Raw genomic sequence first — 15,817 nt, 5'->3', positions numbered from 1 at the left:
CTATCGGCCCGCTTTGCGGCTGCGTGCAACGCATGAGCTCGCGTCTGCCGATCATCCACAAGATCACCGATCTGGGCGACGGGCCGTTCCGTCGGCAGCAGCTGGATCTGGAATTTTCCAACGGGCAGCGCCGCATCTACGAACGCCAACTCAGCCAGGGACACGGCGCCGTGGTGGTGGTGCCCATGCTCGATGCGCAAACCGTGCTGCTGGTGCGCGAATATGCCGCTGGCGTGCACCGCTACGAACTCGGTCTGGTCAAGGGCCGCATCGACGCCGGCGAAACACCCGAGCAGGCCGCCGACCGCGAGCTCAAGGAAGAAGCCGGCTATGGCGCACGCCAGGTACAGGTGCTGCGCGCGATGACGCTCGCTCCTACTTATATGAGTCACCAATCCTGGTTGGTGCTGGCACGCGACCTCTACCCCGAGCGCCTGGTTGGCGACGAGCCGGAAGAGATGGACGTGGTGCCGTGGCCGATCGCTCGTCTGGACGAATTGATGCTGCGCGAAGATTTCTCCGAAGGCCGCTCGCTGGCCGCCTTGTTCATTGCGCGCGAATGGCTGGAGCGCACTCCATGATCCGCATCCCGATGGAGCTGCGCGAAACCGTGATCGCCATCGCGCGCGATGCCGGCGCGGCAATCATGGAGGTCTATGCCCAGGACTTTTCGGTGGAGATCAAGGACGACGCCAGCCCGCTGACCCAAGCCGACCTGGCGGCCAACCGCGTCATCGTCGAAGGCTTGCGCCGTGTCACCCCGGATGTGCCGGTGCTGTCGGAAGAGTCTGCGCACGTGGCCTGGGAACAGCGCCAGTACTGGACCAGTTACTGGTTGGTCGATCCGCTCGATGGCACCCGCGAATTCGTCAAGCGCAATGGCGAGTTCAGCGTCAACATCGCACTCATCCATATGGGCGCACCGGTGCTGGGAGTGGTGCAGGCGCCGGTCGACGGGCGGGTCTGGTACGCCGCGCGCGGCGAGAATGCCTTCCGCCGCGATGGCGACCGCGATGAGATGCTGCACACGCGCACCCCGGCCGCCACGCCGTTGCGGGTGGCGGCCAGCCGCTCGCATCGCGACGCGCGTACCGCCGCCGCGCTGGAGCGGATGGGCGAGATCGACGTGGTCGCGCAAGGGTCGTCGTTGAAGTTCTGCCGCATCGCCGAAGGTGACCTGGACGTGTATCCCCGCTTCGGTCCCACTTCCGAGTGGGACACCGCCGCCGGCCAGTGCGTGCTGCATGCGGCCGGTGGCGTATTGCTGGCCGGCGCCAGCGGCAAACCGTTCCGCTACAACCGCCGCGACACCTTGCTCAACGGCGACTTCATTGCACTGGGCGACCCCAATCTGCCCTGGCGCGATTGGCTGGCCTGAGCGGCATGCGCGCCGTCTTGGCGACGGCATGGCTGCGCAAGGCCCTGACGCACTGAAAGGTACACTCCGGTATCCCCGTACGCGCTTGCGTGCGGCGCGTTGTTGCGGTGTGCAACGGCCGCGTACATCGCTTGCGTCGCGTGGCGCATGCGCAGGCGGCGCACTCACTCAGGTTCCAGGAATACACGATGTCTCAGACCCCATCCACCGGCGATATCCAGCAGCTGTTGCACTTGATGGCGCGCCTGCGCGATCGCGAAAATGGCTGTCCCTGGGATGTGCAGCAGACCTTCGCCAGCATCGCGCCGTACACCATCGAAGAAGCCTACGAGGTGGCCGATGCGATCGACCGCAACGATCTGGCTGGCCTGCGCGACGAGTTGGGCGACCTGTTGCTGCAGGTGGTCTTCCATTCGCAAATGGCGGCCGAGCAGGGGGCGTTTACATTCGCCGACGTGGTCGCCACGCTCAGCGACAAGCTCATACGTCGCCATCCGCATGTGTTCGCCGCGCAACCGGCGCCCGATGCGCAGGCGGTAAGCGCCAGCTGGGAGCAGATCAAGCGCGACGAGCGCCGCGCCGCAGGCAATCGGGACGACTCCGCACTTGCCGGCATCGCGCGCGGGCTGCCGGAATGGCAGCGCTCCACCAAGCTGCAGTCGCGTGCGGCGCGCGTGGGGTTCGATTGGCCCGGCCCGATGCCGGTGCTGGAAAAACTGCAGGAAGAAATCGACGAGCTGCGCGTGGAATTCGCCCGCGGCCCGGTGGCCGACAATCAAACCCGGCTGGAAGACGAATTGGGCGATGTGTTGTTTGTCTGCGCCAATCTGGCGCGCCATGCCAAGGTGGATGTCGGCGCCGCGTTGCGGCACGCCAACCTGAAATTCGAACGTCGCTTTCGTGCGATGGAGGCGCAGGCGCGCACTGCCGGTACGTCGCTGGACGCGTTGTCGCTGGGCGAGCAGGAAGCGTTGTGGCAACAGGTCAAGCGGGAGGAGCGCAGCGGCGATGTGCCGGCCGTCGACAGTTCCGCAGGCGACGCATCGGCCTCGGGCGCCCCGCTTTCCCACGCACCGCCTGTGGACAGCCCTGCCAGCCGTCACCCGTCCGTCGGCGGTGAGGCTTCCCGCAGTGCAGTGCGGTATCAAACCGGCCACGATGGCGCCGACGCCGACGCCGACGCCGACGCCGACGCCGATACGCCGCGCCCCGCATGACGATCGCGCCGACCACGCTCCTGCTGTTCGCCGCGACGGCGCTCGCCGAGTTGGTCGGTTGCTACCTTCCTTATCTCTGGCTGCGCAAAGGGGGCAGCGCGTGGTTGCTGCTGCCCACTGCGCTGAGCCTTGCCGTCTTCGTCTGGCTGTTGAGCTTGCATCCGGAAGCGAGCGGTCGCGTGTACGCGGCCTATGGCGGGGTCTATATCGCCAGCGCGCTGCTATGGTTGTGGTGGGTGGATGGCGTAACGCCGACGCGCTGGGATCTGCTCGGCGCCGCCTGTTGCCTGCTCGGCATGGCGGTCATCATGTTCTCGCCGCGTAGCGCCTGACTGCGTTTGCATGCATGCGCGTACGTTGCCTGTCTTGCGGCAGCGGCCGGCTGCAGCGGCTGTGCCCGGGCCCGCCCTGCACGTGGCCGGCATTGGTCGCCGGGAGCGCTGAGGCATACTCACGCAAGGATAGATCCACGACTTGCAAGGGGCTGCACATGTTTCCGACTTCGTTTCTCGCCATCGCCGTGTTGGTTGCCGGCGTCGTTGTCCTGTTCAAAACCGTGCGCATGGTGCCGCAGGGCTACCAATGGACGGTGGAGCACTTCGGCCGCTACACCCACACCATGAGCCCTGGGCTGCACTTCCTGGTGCCGGTGGTCTACGGCGTGGGGCGCAAGATCAACATGATGGAGCAGGTGCTGGATGTCCCCAGCCAGGACGTCATCACGAAGGACAACGCAGTGGTGCGCGTGGACGGAGTGGTGTTCTTCCAGGTGCTGGATGCGGCCAAGGCCGCATACGAAGTGTCCAATCTGGAGATCGCCTCGATCGCGCTGGTGCAAACCAATATCCGCACCGTGATCGGGTCGATGGATCTGGACGAGTCGCTCAGCCAGCGCGAAACCATCAATGCGCAGCTGCTCAGCGTAGTCGACCAGGCCACCAATCCATGGGGCATCAAGGTCACGCGCATCGAGATTCGCGACATTCAGCCGCCGCGCGACCTGATCGATTCGATGGCGCGGCAGATGAAAGCCGAGCGCGAAAAGCGTGCCCAGATCCTCGAAGCCGAAGGCTCGCGTCAATCGGAAATCCTGCGCGCCGATGGCGAGAAGCAGGCCGCCGTGCTCGAGGCCGAAGGCCGCAAGGAAGCCGCCTTCCGCGATGCCGAAGCGCGCGAACGTCTGGCCGAGGCCGAGGCACGCGCGACGCAGATGGTGTCCGACGCCATCGCCAACGGCAGCGTGCAGGCGATCAACTATTTCGTCGCACAGAAGTATGTGGAAGCGTTCAAGGCGCTGGCCACCGCACCCAACCAGAAATTCGTGCTGATGCCGATGGAGTCCAGCGGCATCATCGGCTCCATCGCCGGGATCGCCGAGCTGGCCAAGGAGGCGGCCGGCAAGCCCGACGCGCCCGTGCGCGTACCGCCGATGCCGCCGCGCGCGGGAGCCTGAGCCATGCGCTGGGACGTGGCGGTCTGGGCAGTGCTGGCGCTGCTGCTGATTGCGGCCGAGACCCTGGTGCCGGGTGCCTTCCTGTTGTGGATGGGGATCGCTGCCGCAGCGGTGTGCTTATTGGTGCTGGTGTTGCCGGACATCGCGTTGCTGTGGCAGATCGTGGCATTCGTGCTGCTCAGCTTCGTCTCGGTGCAGGTGTATCGCACCTGGTTCCGCGGCAAGGGCCGACAGAGCGATCGCCCGCTGCTCAATCGGCGTGCCGAGCAGTTGATCGGCCGTTGCGTGCCGCTCGATCAGGCCATCCACGATGGTCGCGGCCGGGCCAAGGTCGATGATGCGTTCTGGGTGGTGGCCGGCCCGGATCTGCCGGCCGGCACGCCGGTGCGCATCGTCGGCGTCGATGGCATGACCTTGCTGGTGCAGCCGGCCGGTTGATGTACGCGGGCAGGGCTTGGCACTGCGGTGCCGACCTCGGCATTGTTGCAGCGCGGCGTAGCATCGCGTTGCGCCAGCGCTTGCAAGCAGCGCAACCACGCAGCGGCATGTACGCCGTTCCCCCAAGCGTGACAGGACGGCGATAATGGCCGTCTTTCCCTTGGAACGGCGCACATGACCCAGAAGACCATCCTCAACGACACCCATCGTGCGCTTGGCGCCAAGATGGTCGACTTCGGCGGCTGGGACATGCCGATCCATTACGGCTCGCAACTGGACGAGCACCACCAGGTGCGCCGCGACGCCGGCATGTTCGACGTCAGCCACATGACGGTGGTCGATCTGCACGGCGCGCGCGTGCGCGAGTTCCTGCGCTACCTGCTCGCCAACTCGGTGGACAAGCTCAAGGTCGCCGGCAAGGCGCTGTACACCTGCATGCTCAATCCGCAGGGTGGGGTGATCGACGACCTCATCGTCTACTACATGACGGAAGACTTCTTCCGTCTGTTGGTCAACGCCGCCACCCGCGAAAAGGACCTGCAGTGGATCGGCGAGCAGGCTGCACGCTTCGACGTGCGGGTGGAAGAGCGCAGCGACTTCGCGATGATTGCCGTGCAAGGTCCCAACGCGCGCACCAAGGTCATCGACCTGCTCGACCCGGCCGACACCGCAGCGGCGAGCAAGCTCGGCCGTTTCGCCGCGCTGCAGACGCGTTCGCGCGATGGCATTGATTTGTTCCTCGCGCGCACCGGCTACACCGGCGAAGACGGTTTCGAGATCGTGTTGCCGCAGCAGGCCGCCGTCGCATTCTGGAATGCGTTGCTCGCGCAGGGCGTCAAGCCCGCAGGCCTGGGTGCACGCGACACCCTGCGTCTGGAAGCGGGCATGAATCTCTATGGGCAGGACATGGACGATGGCGTCACCCCTTACGAGGCCGGGCTGGCCTGGACGATCGCCCTGGACGAAGGACGCGACTTCATCGGTCGCAGCGTGCTCGAATCGCAAAAGGCGCAGGGCGCACCGCGTCAGCTGATCGGTGTGGTGATGGACGAGAAGGGCGTGTTGCGGCACGGCCAGACCGTGCTCACCGCCAGTGGCGAAGGCGAGATCCTGTCCGGAACGTTCTCGCCCACGCTGGGCAAGGCGATCGCCTTCGCGCGTGTGCCGGCCGGCAGCATCGAGCAGCTGCGGGTGGACATCCGCGGCAAGCAGGTGCCGCTGCGCGCAGTGAAGTTTCCGTTCGTGCGCGATGGCCAGGCACAGCCCGGCGTGCTCGGCGACTGACTCGTGTAGCGCCGCGTATTGCGCGCGGCGCCCGGGTCCGTATCCGTATCCGTATCGCCATCGCCACACCGCCGTGCGTGCACCTGTCTTGTCGCGCGGTCTAAACTAGCCACCTGTCCCCAACCATCATCTTTCCCGGAGCACACCCATGAGCGAGATCCCTGGCGACCTCAAGTTCCTCAAATCCCACGAGTGGGCCCGCGTCGAAAGCAACGGTCGCGTGACCGTCGGCATTTCCGACCACGCGCAGGGCTTGCTGGGTGACCTGGTTTACGTCGAACTGCCGGGCGTCGGCGACACCGTGCAGGTCGGCAACGGCGCTGCGGTGGTGGAATCGGTCAAGGCCGCCTCCGACGTCTACAGCCCGGTCAGCGGCACCGTTGTCGAGGTCAACAGCGCGTTGAGCGACAAGCCGGAAACCATCAACGAGGACGCCTATGGCGAAGGCTGGATCTTCGTCGTCGAGATCGACGACAAGGAACAGCTCAACGACCTGCTGGACCCGGACGACTATGCCGAGCTGCTCGAAGACGACGATCACTGATCAGGTATCGTTGCCGCCGGTATCCGATGGCCGCTCCTGGAGCGGCCATTTTTTTTGCGCGGCTGCGTCGGTGATGCGGGCCTCGGTGCAGCGATGCGGCGCGAGCCGGCGCGCAATCGGCGAGAGGGACGCGTCGGCCGCCCCCGACCGCGATGCCGTTGGTGGCATGTCGATGCGGTTGATCGGCAGCAACGATCCAACGTGCATCCACTGCTCGCCCACCTGCACTGCGCCGGATTTCTGACGTGAGTCGTTCGTGAGGGTTTGGCGTGCGCCCGGTGAAAAAAATTTGCGCCATGCCGCCTCGCTCGATCATCCGTCGGTGCACGCGATGGATGCAGCAGTCGGTGCGCGCGGGTGCGTGCATGACGCTCTAGGCGCTCGATAAGTTTGCGCATTTCTGCTCATGCGACGTCGGAAGTGCAGCCGTTGGATAAAAAATTTTCAGCTGGCGGACAGGCGGCAAGCAATGCCGCGGCATCGGCTTGGCCGCCGCGTCGTCCAAGCGCCCAGGCAGCCACGCAAGCACACGGCATAAAAAAAACAGCGGAAAAGAAGTGCTTTTTTGAAAACGCTGTTGGGCCAACGCGCTTTTCGCTTGGACGAGGATGTGCACGCGCGGGGTGATTCGATGGCGTGGCCGTGGCGCGCAGCGATGGTGGGTAAAAAAAAATTGCAAAAGAGTGTTGACAGTAAAAAAAAGCGTGATTAGGTTTCGCCCAGCAGACATTGCTGCGGAAGAGAGTGAGCAGAATCGACATCGCGCCGACAAGCTTGTTCCGGATGTCCACCGAAGCGCTAACCACGGTGGAGTCGGGTCCGCTTCTCTCCAAGAAAGCAGTTGTCGTTCCGACTACGCACCCGTGTCGCTGTTCGATGCGGGTGTTTCTGTATCCGTTCCGTCGCGCATCATCTGCGGACGGTTCCCGACGACGGCATGCCGTCGCGGGGTTTGGTTCAACTGGGCGTTTCACCTCCATAGTTCACTGACGAGGAGCCAATTACATGGCCACTGCAAAAGCTGCGAAAAAGAAACCCACTGCCAAAAAGGCAGTGAAGAAGACTGCCGCCAAGAAGGCAGTCAAGAAGGTCGCCAAAAAGGCAACCGCCAAGAAGGCAGTGAAGAAGACTGCTGCCAAGAAGGCCGTCAAGAAGACTGCAAAGAAGGCAACCGCCAAGAAGGCAGTGAAGAAGACTGCGAAGAAGGCAACCAAGAAGACTGCCGCCAAGAAGGCAGTGAAGAAGACCGCAAAGAAGGCGACCAAGAAGACCGCCGCCAAGAAGACCGCCAAGAAGGCCGTCAAGAAGACCGCCAAGAAGGCAGTAGCGAAGAAGGCGACCAAGAAGTCCGCCACCAAGAAGACCGCTGCCAAGAAGCCCGCCGTGAAGAAGGTCGCCAAGAAGAAGCCGGCCGTTCGCAAGAAGAAGGCCGCTCCGGTCGCGCTGCCTGCAACCCCGGCACCGCTGATCTGATCTTGTAATACCCGATCTCCGTAAACATCGAGCTCTCTCCCCGACGCCCAGCGGGGAGGGAGCTTTTTTATGCCTGGCACCGGCGTGCTGGTTGTGAGGTTGCGCGTCGCCAGTCCGCAAACGGCGTCGCTGTTGCCGGCCGAGCAAGATCGCTGATTTCAAGTTCGCGGCATCGTGCGGCCACCGGCACATGCCGATCGGCAGTGCAGACGTTGCTGCGGGGTCATCTGGCTCTGCCGGCCAACCTGGACAATTGTCGGTACTTTGCACACTGGCTCGAGGGCACGACAGCACGCGGCCGCTGCCTGATTTGATCGCGTGGCAATGCAGCAGGTCGCAGAGCAAGATCATGCGGCGGACCAAGCCGTGAGATTCCAGAGCCAACCGTTCGGGCTCGCCACGTCGGTCCGCCGAACAGACCGGCTCAGTCTCGGCGTTGGGGGCACTGGGTGTTTGCGGCAGCCAGGGATGTCGGGCGCATTGCGCATCCACGGCCTTGCTCTTGCGCGCCCGGCAGGCATGCCATCGGCGAGCCGCCCAACGCGCAATGAAGACACAGAAACAACAAAGGCGGCCGAAGCCGCCTTTGCCTACGCTACCGACACCAGGTCAGTGCACGAGGTCCACTTAGCGTGGCGACGCCACCGACTTGCCGGAAGACACGCCCTTGCCAGCCGGGTCGGGCTTCTCTGCCAGCATATTCTCGCTGCCGAAGTCGCCGTCCACGTCGATGTCCAGCCAGCGTTTGGCCGGCAGGCCGAGCGCGCGGTCCAGGATGGTCGGCAGCATGCCCGAGGGCAGGCCGCTTTCGCCGTTCCACAGGATCGCAACACCCAGGTCGCGCTCTGGCAGCAGTGCGACCAAGCCGCGATACCCCTGCACCGCGCCCGCATGGAACACCACTTGATGGCCGGCGTAATCGAATACGCGCCAGCCCAGCGCATAGCTGGCTGCATCCACACGCTCATGGCGCCAGCCCGAACGCATTTCGCCCGGCGTGGAGATCAGCGGCGCGTGCAGCGTCGCCAGCAGCGGCGCAGGCAGCACGTCGGTGCGATGGCCGGTGTGCGCGAGCAGCCACTGCGCCATGTCGCTGGCGCTGGCGTTGACGCCCGCAGCGGGCGCCAGGCGGTAGTAGGTGGGCTTGGGCGTCAGCGACACCCAGCCATTGCGGCTGCGCACATGCGGGCGCGCCCAGTGCGGGCTGGCCTGGATACCGGCCAGACCCATGCTGGCGTCGTTCATGCCCAGCGGCTTGAAGATGCGGCGCTCTACCGATTGCTCGTAGAAGCTGCCCGATGCGGCGAACACCACATCGCCAACCAGGCTGAAGGCGACGTTCTGATACGCGTAGCAATCGCCTGGGGCGCAACGCAGCGGCGCAGCGGCCAGCTTATGGCTGAGCGAGTAGTAGTCGACGTTGGATTCGATATCGCGGTCGTAGGCGTTGCGGGTCAGGCCGACGCGATGGCTGAGTACTTCGGCCACGGTGAGTTTACGGGTGGCCGCATTGTCGCTGAGCTGGAAGCCCGGCACATAGTCGACCACCTTGCTGTCCCAGCGCAGCACGCCATCGTTGACCAGCAGCCCGGCCATGGTGCCGGCGAAGGCTTTGGACAGCGAGGCCAGGCGAAACACGGTGTGGCCATCGACCGGCTGCGGATGATTGACATCGGTGACGCCATAGCCGCGCGCGCTGAGCACCTTGCCTCCCTGCACGATGGCCATCGCCATGCCGGGCACCCGGTTGCCGTAGGTCAGCTGGTCCGCCATCGATTCGAATGCCGCCACATCGAAACCGGCAGCCGGTGCCAACACCTGATTGGCCGGCAACGCGCTGCGATAGGGCAGCGGTGCGGTGGGCGACTGCGCCACAGTGGCCGCCTGCAATGCAGCGGCGGTGGGCGCGGGTGTCTGCGCGGTGGAGGAGAGGGCCAGAGGCAATAACGCCCCGAACAGCCCGATGGCCAACGGTCGGAACCGTCGGCGCGTGCGCATTTCTGTCATGGTGGTCCCGCCTGTTCCGCTGCCTCCGGCGATTCTAGCGCCGCGCTTTGCAATAGCACAAACTGCCGGAAGATGAATGGGCATCGCATTGATCCTGTTGATGATTTTAGATTCAGAAATCGAGGATTCCGGGGCCGCCGAGGCGTTGCCACGCGCTGGTGCACTAGGCGCTGCAAGCAGTGTGCCGGCACGAAGCGCAGCCCCGGCCGCAGTGTCCTGCGACTGTCGCTGGTGGCGCTGCCTCGCATCGGCTAACTTGCGCGCTTCTTTCGCAGGTGCTGCCGTTGCCATGTTTTTTCTGTCGGGCCCGCCTGTGCGAGCGGCCGTGACCCCATGACCAGCCCTTCTGCGCCGCGATCTGCGGCTGGCCGTTTGAGCGCGGCACTGCGTAGCTCGCCACCACTGGCATGGTCGTTCCTCTACTTTTTTTGCCTGCTCAGCGGTTACTACGTGTTGCGTCCGGTGCGCGAGGCGATGGGCGCCTCGGCCGATGTAGAGGCGCTCTTTCCCACCGGCATGATCGCGTTCTTCGCCGCGCACGGTGTGCCGCTGAAGGACTTCACGCTGCAGGTGCTGTTTACCTGCACCTTCCTGATCATGGTGCTGCTGCAACCGGTCTACGGCGGCCTGGTCAGCCGCTATCCGCGGCGGGTGTTCCTGCCGGGGGTGTATGGCTTTTTCATCGCCACGCTGCTGCTGTTCTACGTGCTGTTCGACAGCGGCGTGCCGGGCCGTGGCATGGCGTTCTTTTTGTGGGTGACCGTTTTCAACCTATTCGCGGTAGCGGTGTTCTGGAGTTTCATGGCCGATGTCTTCAGCAATGCCCAAGCGCGCAGCTACTACGGCTATATCGGCGCGGCAGGCACGCTGGGTGCGTTTCTCGGCCCGGTCCTGACACGCGTCCTGGTCGAGCGTATCGGCATCGCGCATCTGATGCTGGTGTCGGCCGGGTTTCTGGCGGTCTGCGTGGTCTGCGTGCTGCGCCTGCGGCTGTGGGCCGTTGCGCGCGAACAGGAGGGCCAGCTGAGCTCCGGGGAAGTGCCGATGGGCGGCGATGTGCTCGGCGGCCTCAAGCTGATCGTGCGCGAACCGCTGTTGCGCTGGCTGGCCTTCATGGTGTTGTTCGGCGTGGGCGTGGGGACCTTGCTCTACAACGAGCAGGCGGCGCTGGTGCGGCGGCTTTACACCGATGCAGCGGCGGCCACCGCCTATTACTCCAGCATTGACCTGGCGATCAATGCGCTTGCGCTGGTGCTGCAGCTGCTGGTGACGCGCGCCTTGCTGTCGCGCTTCGGCATCGCGCCGGCGTTGTTGATCCCTGGCGTGGCAATCATGCTGGGCTATGCGGCTTTGGCGGCTTCGCCGTTGCCGATGATGATCGCGATTGTGCAGGTGATTACCCGCTCCAGCGAATTCGCACTGGCCAAGCCCGCGCGCGAAACGCTGTACACGCGGGTGAATCGCGAGTGGCGCTACAAGGCGGGCGCCGCAATCGACACGGTGGTCTATCGCGGTGGCGATCTCACCTTCGTTTGGGTGCACAAGCTGGTCTCTGCGTTCGGCTCCAGCGCGGTGTTCGGCGTCGGCCTGGCCGTGGCGACCGGCATGACGGTCGGCGCGTTCGGCCTGTTGCGCCAAGCGCGCAAGCTACCTGCCGAGCGCGACGTGGAGACGGACAAGCGCGTTTCCGAGTAAGCACGGCCACAGCACATGTGGCACAGAGGCGCACAGATGCCACTTGTCGCCTTGGCATCGACCACGCCGACGGTTTGCTTCTCACACCGGCCGCGCCAGAAGCGCACGCACCAGCTCGGCAGTGCAGGTGTGCCGAACAGCGCGACCGTAATCGCGGCTATGCTGGCGGCACCATTTTCCGAGGCGGTCTGCCATGTCCCTGTTCGCCATCATTGCCGGCCTGTGCATCGCACTGTTGCACGTCTACATCCTGGTATTGGAAATGGTGCTGTGGACGCACCCGCTGGGCTTGAAGACCTTCCGCAATAGCCTCGAGAAGGCGCAGGCCACCCGCGTGCTCGCTGCCAACCAGGGGCTCTACAACGGCTTCCTGGCCGCTGGCCTGTTGTGGGGCGCAGTGGCCGCCCGCGCCGACGTGCTGAGCTTCTTCCTGGTCTGCGTGGTTGTGGCAGGTTGCTACGGCGCCTACAGCGTCAACCGCCGCATCTTCTTCGTACAGGCGCTGCCGGCGTTGATCGCCTTGGCGCTGGTATGGCTGCCGTTCTGATCCAGCTGCGGTAGTTGTTCGCAGTGTGCATGGCTGCGATTAGCGCTTGTTCCTAGCCTCAACACCAGGCTGCTTGCAGCGTGTGAGGTGGGCGACTCTGGCACGCGTTCGGCCCCTATGCGCGTTCATTCGATCGTCGGCCAAGCGCGTGGCGTCGCCGACGGATGCGGTCTGTCGCGAGCCTGCAGCCGAAGGCCGCAGGCAGCATGATGGTGAAAAGACCCAGCTGCACAAACAACGACGGCGGGCCGAAGCCCGCCGTCGTCTATTCTCGCCCCAGTTTTACGCCTTACGCAGCTTCGCGTGGCTGTTGCACCTGCGGCTTGTCGTAGAAGCTGGCCGCACGCAACTCATGCGGATCGAAGTCGTCCACGGTGATGGTGTCCATCATGATCTCCCGCAGCTCCTCCAGCAGCTTGCGCTCTTCCATGCTGATCACGCCTTCGGCCACGGCTTCGTCCAGCTGCGCGGGGAAATCCAGCGCTTCGATGCCCTTGGTCTTGAGCGCCTTCAGGAACTTGCGCTCCACCGGCTCGGCCATCACCGCCTTGGTCAGGTAGCTGGCGATACGGCCGCCCGGATTGTTGGCGCACGGCGTCAGGAACACGCCGTTGGCCAGACGGTCGCGCGCCTCATTGGGCGTCATCAACAGCGACGCCACACGATGGCCCAGGCGGTCGCCCGGCGCTTCGGCGCGACGGCCCAACGGGAAGATCAGCACCCACATCAACCAGCCCACCGGGCGGATCGGGAAGTTGCGCAGCGCCGCCGACAGCGCGGTTTCGATCTTGTGCACGCTGTCATGGAACGCCCAAGCCAGCAACGGCTGGTCGCTCGCCGGCGCGCCTTCGTCGTGATAGCGCTTGAGGATCGCGCTGGTCATGTAGATATGGCTCAGCACATCGCCCAGGCGACCGGACAGCGACTCCTTGAACTTCAACTTGCCGCCCAGCATCAGCATCGACACGTCGGCCATCAAGGCCAGGTTGGCCGAATAGCGATCCAGCTTGCGGAAGAACCGACGGGTATACGCATCGCCCGGCGCCGCACCGATGCGCGCACCTGTCAGGCCGAACCAGAACGAGCGCACCGCGTTGGAAATACCGAAGCGGATATGACCGAACAGGCTCTGGTCGAATTGCTCCAGACCGCGACGGGTATCGGGATCCTGCGCGGCCTGCATTTCCTTCAACACCCACGGATGGCACAGGATGGCGCCCTGGCCGAAGATCAGCAGGCTACGGGTCATGATGTTGGCGCCTTCGACGGTCACGCCGATCGGCGCGGCCTGCCAGGCGCGGCCGGCGAAGTTGCGCGGCCCCAGGATGATGCCCTTGCCGCCGATCACGTCCATCATGTCGCTGACCACTTCGCGGCCCATGGTGGTGCAGTGGTACTTGGCGATCGCCGACGGCACCGACGGCACGTCGCCGCGATCCACTGCCGCAGCCGTGGCCTGCGACAGCGCACTGATCGCATAGGCCTTGCCGCCGATACGGGCCAGCGCTTCTTCCACGCCCTCGAAACGGCCCACCGACAGGCCGAACTGCTTGCGAATGCGCGCATACGCACCGGTCACCACCGCCGCGGCCTTGCTGCCGCCACTGGCAGTGGAGGGCAGGGTGATCGAACGGCCGACCGCCAGGCACTCGTTGAGCATGTTCCAGCCCTTGCCGACCATCTCCACGCCACCGATCAGCTGGCTCAGCGGAATGAACACCTCTTCGCCATGGATCGGGCCGTTCTGGAACGGCGAATTCAACGGGAAGTGGCGGCGGCCGATTTCCACCCCAGGGGTGTCGCGCGGCAACAGCGCCAGGGTGATACCGATGTCCTTCTTGTCGCCGATCAGGCCGTCCGGGTCGTAGGCGCGGAACGCCAGGCCGATCAGCGAGGCGACCGGTGCCAGGGTGATGTAGCGCTTGTCGAAGGTCAGCTTGACGCCCAGCACATTGGCGCCATTCCACTCGCCCTTGCAGACGATGCCGTAGTCCGGAATCGAGGTGGCATCGGAGCCGGCGAACGGACCGGTCAGGCCGAAGCATGGTACTTCCGCACCGACCGCCAGCCGCGGCAGATAGTAGTCCTTCTGTTCCGGGGTACCGTAGTGCAGCAGCAGCTCACCGGGGCCGAGCGAATTGGGCACGCCCACGGTGGAGCTGACCACGCTGGAGATCGAGGACAGCTTCTGGATCACCTTGTGGTGTGCCAGCGCGCTGAAACCCAGGCCGCCGTACTGCTTGGGAATGATCATGCCGAAGAACTTGTTCTTCTTGATGAAGTCCCATAGCTCCGGCGGCAGGTCGGCGTGGACGTGGGTGATTTCCCAGTCGTTGATCATCTTGCACAGCTCTTCCACCGGGCCATCCAGGAAGGCCTGTTCTTCGGCGGTGAGTTGCGGCTTGGGATAGTTCAGCAGCTTCTGCCAATCCGGATCACCGGTGAACAGCTCGCCCTCGAAACCGACCGAGCCGGTCTCCAATGCGATGCGCTCGGTCTGCGACAGCGGCGGCAGCACCTTGCGGAAGAAGCCCATCAGCGGCGTGGTCAGCAGCGGCTTGCGCAGGAACGGCAGCAGCACCGGTGCGGAGACCAGCACCACCAGCGCGGCGGCCACGATGGTGGCGGTGAGATTGGCACCCAGCAGCCAGCACGCCACCAGCACACAGGCGCTGTTCGCAACCCACGTGGCAAGGCGCATCCGGTGATAGGCAGCGATACCCGCCGCCAGGATGACGAGGAGGAACGGTGCAATGATGCTCATGGTCTTGCTCCAGTGACATGCTCGGTAGTGTTGGACGCTGCGATGGTGCAAGCCGCCGGCAGTGCGTCCAGATAATGCAACACGGTGGCGGTAAACGTGGTGTTGTCGTCGCCTGCCAGCATGTGCGTGGCATCGGGTAGATGCACATGCTGCGCATGCGGCGCGATGGAGAGGAATTCGGCGATATTGGCTGGCGTCACCAGGTCGCTGCGCCCGCCGCTGATGAGCAGCATCGGGCAACGTACCTGTGCTGCCGCCTCCAGCAATGCATGCTGCTGGAGCTGGGCATCCTGGCCGGCCAGCTCGTCGACCAGGCGTGGATCCCAGTGCCAGTGCCAGCGCCCATCGGCACGCTGCCGGAGCAATGCCTGCAGTTGGCCCGGCGTCTTGCGCGGCCGATGCGGCAGGTAGGCGGCAATCGCGTCGGCAGCCGCATCCAGCGATGCAAAACCGTCCGGATGCGCGGTCATGAAGCGCAGGATGCGCTCCACACCCGTGGTGTCCCAGCGTGGTGTGATGTCGACCAGCACGATGGCACGAAACAGGCCCGGCCACCGCGCTTCGGCCAGCAGCCCGAACAAGCCCCCCATCGATGCAGCAACCAGCACCGGTGGCTCGGGCTGCTCGCCGGCCAGCACGATCAGATCGTCGGTGAACTGCGTTGCCGAGTAGGGGTGGTCTGCCGCATTGCAGCTGGAATCGCCATGCCCACGCGCGTCGTACGCCAGGGTGCGGTAGCCCTTGTCTGCCAGCGTCGTGGCGCAGGCTTCCCACGCATGTCGGGTTTGTCCAAAGCCATGCGCGAACAACACCGTCGGGGCATGTTCTGAACCCCGCATCGACACCGCGAGCACTGCGTCGCCAGCGTTGACGCTGGACAGGGGCGCAGTGGAGGCGAGGCTAGAGGGTGAGATGACCATACTTAATGGTATGGATGGGCGATGGCGACTGTCAATACTCAATCGTATGGACGGTTAAGCCATTGAATCATGGCGCTGATATGTCAATTTCGTGATG

The 15,817-nt window shown here is 64.7% G+C and carries 16 protein-coding genes; 11 read left to right on the top strand and 5 right to left on the bottom strand.

Features of this window, described 5'->3' with window-relative positions:
- Positions 1–32: 32 nt before the first annotated feature.
- The 8 genes from nudE (at position 33) to gcvH (ending at position 6,314) form a co-directional block, all read left to right on the top strand.
- Positions 33–581, top strand: a complete 549-nt coding sequence (gene nudE, locus FLG15_RS15365) for an ADP compounds hydrolase NudE (protein ID WP_057679792.1) — start codon at positions 33–35, stop codon at positions 579–581.
- The gene (gene cysQ / locus FLG15_RS15360; RefSeq protein WP_008572065.1) at positions 578–1,378 is read left to right on the top strand and encodes a 3'(2'),5'-bisphosphate nucleotidase CysQ; all 801 of its coding nucleotides are present in this window, start codon (positions 578–580) and stop codon (positions 1,376–1,378) included. Before nudE ends, cysQ begins: the two co-directional genes overlap by 4 nt.
- A gap of 188 nt (positions 1,379–1,566) precedes the next feature.
- Positions 1,567–2,595 (top strand): nucleoside triphosphate pyrophosphohydrolase, encoded by a 1,029-nt coding sequence (gene mazG, locus FLG15_RS15355; protein WP_150146710.1) that lies wholly within the window; start codon positions 1,567–1,569, stop codon positions 2,593–2,595.
- The gene (locus tag FLG15_RS15350) at positions 2,592–2,927 is read left to right on the top strand and encodes a YnfA family protein (RefSeq protein ID WP_017157878.1); all 336 of its coding nucleotides are present in this window, start codon (positions 2,592–2,594) and stop codon (positions 2,925–2,927) included. The genes mazG and FLG15_RS15350 overlap by 4 nt, the downstream gene beginning before the upstream one ends.
- Before the next feature lie 158 nt (positions 2,928–3,085).
- Positions 3,086–4,048: an SPFH domain-containing protein gene (locus tag FLG15_RS15345; protein WP_150146707.1), complete on the top strand. Its 963-nt coding sequence runs from the start codon at positions 3,086–3,088 to the stop codon at positions 4,046–4,048.
- A 3-nt stretch (positions 4,049–4,051) separates the two neighbouring features.
- On the top strand, positions 4,052–4,486 hold the full coding sequence (locus FLG15_RS15340; RefSeq protein WP_039571997.1) for an NfeD family protein: 435 nt from the start codon (positions 4,052–4,054) through the stop codon (positions 4,484–4,486).
- A gap of 174 nt (positions 4,487–4,660) precedes the next feature.
- A complete protein-coding gene (gcvT, locus tag FLG15_RS15335) occupies positions 4,661–5,770 on the top strand; it encodes a glycine cleavage system aminomethyltransferase GcvT (RefSeq protein ID WP_057679794.1) in 1,110 nt (369 codons plus the stop codon).
- A 148-nt stretch (positions 5,771–5,918) separates the two neighbouring features.
- Entirely contained in the window at positions 5,919–6,314 is a 396-nt protein-coding gene (gcvH, locus tag FLG15_RS15330) for a glycine cleavage system protein GcvH (protein WP_003482419.1), read from the top strand.
- On the opposite strand, the gene FLG15_RS15325 is transcribed toward gcvH, so the two are convergent.
- On the bottom strand, positions 6,315–6,542 hold the full coding sequence (locus FLG15_RS15325; protein ID WP_057679795.1) for a hypothetical protein: 228 nt from the start codon (positions 6,540–6,542) through the stop codon (positions 6,315–6,317).
- A 176-nt stretch (positions 6,543–6,718) separates the two neighbouring features.
- Positions 6,719–7,075: a hypothetical protein gene (locus FLG15_RS23525; RefSeq protein ID WP_158011210.1), complete on the bottom strand. Its 357-nt coding sequence runs from the start codon at positions 7,073–7,075 to the stop codon at positions 6,719–6,721.
- A 244-nt stretch (positions 7,076–7,319) separates the two neighbouring features.
- Between FLG15_RS23525 and FLG15_RS15315 the strand changes: the two genes are divergently transcribed.
- Complete coding sequence (locus FLG15_RS15315) at positions 7,320–7,787, top strand: histidine biosynthesis protein HisIE (protein WP_104619465.1); 468 nt, start codon at positions 7,320–7,322, stop codon at positions 7,785–7,787.
- Positions 7,788–8,414: 627 nt separating this feature from the next.
- Here FLG15_RS15315 and FLG15_RS15310 read toward each other — a convergent pair.
- Positions 8,415–9,794, bottom strand: a complete 1,380-nt coding sequence (locus FLG15_RS15310) for a serine hydrolase domain-containing protein (protein WP_057679797.1) — start codon at positions 9,792–9,794, stop codon at positions 8,415–8,417.
- A 333-nt stretch (positions 9,795–10,127) separates the two neighbouring features.
- Here FLG15_RS15310 and FLG15_RS15305 point away from each other — a divergent pair, with 333 nt between their 5' ends.
- Together FLG15_RS15305 and FLG15_RS15300 are read left to right on the top strand one after the other, a co-directional pair.
- On the top strand, positions 10,128–11,489 hold the full coding sequence (locus tag FLG15_RS15305) for an NTP/NDP exchange transporter (protein WP_150146704.1): 1,362 nt from the start codon (positions 10,128–10,130) through the stop codon (positions 11,487–11,489).
- A 193-nt stretch (positions 11,490–11,682) separates the two neighbouring features.
- Positions 11,683–12,036: a DUF1304 domain-containing protein gene (locus FLG15_RS15300; RefSeq protein ID WP_039572303.1), complete on the top strand. Its 354-nt coding sequence runs from the start codon at positions 11,683–11,685 to the stop codon at positions 12,034–12,036.
- A 289-nt stretch (positions 12,037–12,325) separates the two neighbouring features.
- Here FLG15_RS15300 and FLG15_RS15295 read toward each other — a convergent pair whose 3' ends face one another.
- Positions 12,326–14,800 (bottom strand): acyl-CoA dehydrogenase, encoded by a 2,475-nt coding sequence (locus FLG15_RS15295; protein ID WP_057679799.1) that lies wholly within the window; start codon positions 14,798–14,800, stop codon positions 12,326–12,328.
- Complete coding sequence (locus FLG15_RS15290; RefSeq protein ID WP_057679800.1) at positions 14,797–15,720, bottom strand: alpha/beta fold hydrolase; 924 nt, start codon at positions 15,718–15,720, stop codon at positions 14,797–14,799. The genes FLG15_RS15295 and FLG15_RS15290 overlap by 4 nt, the downstream gene beginning before the upstream one ends.
- Between the last annotated feature and the right edge of the window lie 97 nt (positions 15,721–15,817).

It is taken from the genome of Xanthomonas phaseoli pv. dieffenbachiae (assembly GCF_008639345.1).
In the GTDB taxonomy this organism is placed as follows: Bacteria; Pseudomonadota; Gammaproteobacteria; order Xanthomonadales; family Xanthomonadaceae; genus Xanthomonas; species Xanthomonas phaseoli.
This window is presented reverse-complemented; position numbering and strand designations above follow the sequence as displayed.

What these genes read in the sequence shown, in the direction of transcription:
- nudE (WP_057679792.1), top strand. Translation starts at nt 33, where the DNA reads ATGAGCTCGCGTCTGCCGATCATCCACAAGATCACCGATCTGGGCGAC.
- cysQ (WP_008572065.1), top strand. Translation starts at nt 578, where the DNA reads ATGATCCGCATCCCGATGGAGCTGCGCGAAACCGTGATCGCCATCGCG.
- mazG (WP_150146710.1), top strand. Translation starts at nt 1,567, where the DNA reads ATGTCTCAGACCCCATCCACCGGCGATATCCAGCAGCTGTTGCACTTG.
- FLG15_RS15350 (WP_017157878.1), top strand. Translation starts at nt 2,592, where the DNA reads ATGACGATCGCGCCGACCACGCTCCTGCTGTTCGCCGCGACGGCGCTC.
- FLG15_RS15345 (WP_150146707.1), top strand. Translation starts at nt 3,086, where the DNA reads ATGTTTCCGACTTCGTTTCTCGCCATCGCCGTGTTGGTTGCCGGCGTC.
- FLG15_RS15340 (WP_039571997.1), top strand. Translation starts at nt 4,052, where the DNA reads ATGCGCTGGGACGTGGCGGTCTGGGCAGTGCTGGCGCTGCTGCTGATT.
- gcvT (WP_057679794.1), top strand. Translation starts at nt 4,661, where the DNA reads ATGACCCAGAAGACCATCCTCAACGACACCCATCGTGCGCTTGGCGCC.
- gcvH (WP_003482419.1), top strand. Translation starts at nt 5,919, where the DNA reads ATGAGCGAGATCCCTGGCGACCTCAAGTTCCTCAAATCCCACGAGTGG.
- FLG15_RS23525 (WP_158011210.1), bottom strand. Translation starts at nt 7,075, where the DNA reads ATGTCGATTCTGCTCACTCTCTTCCGCAGCAATGTCTGCTGGGCGAAA.
- FLG15_RS15315 (WP_104619465.1), top strand. Translation starts at nt 7,320, where the DNA reads ATGGCCACTGCAAAAGCTGCGAAAAAGAAACCCACTGCCAAAAAGGCA.
- FLG15_RS15310 (WP_057679797.1), bottom strand. Translation starts at nt 9,794, where the DNA reads ATGACAGAAATGCGCACGCGCCGACGGTTCCGACCGTTGGCCATCGGG.
- FLG15_RS15305 (WP_150146704.1), top strand. Translation starts at nt 10,128, where the DNA reads ATGACCAGCCCTTCTGCGCCGCGATCTGCGGCTGGCCGTTTGAGCGCG.
- FLG15_RS15300 (WP_039572303.1), top strand. Translation starts at nt 11,683, where the DNA reads ATGTCCCTGTTCGCCATCATTGCCGGCCTGTGCATCGCACTGTTGCAC.
- FLG15_RS15295 (WP_057679799.1), bottom strand. Translation starts at nt 14,800, where the DNA reads ATGAGCATCATTGCACCGTTCCTCCTCGTCATCCTGGCGGCGGGTATC.
- FLG15_RS15290 (WP_057679800.1), bottom strand. Translation starts at nt 15,720, where the DNA reads ATGGTCATCTCACCCTCTAGCCTCGCCTCCACTGCGCCCCTGTCCAGC.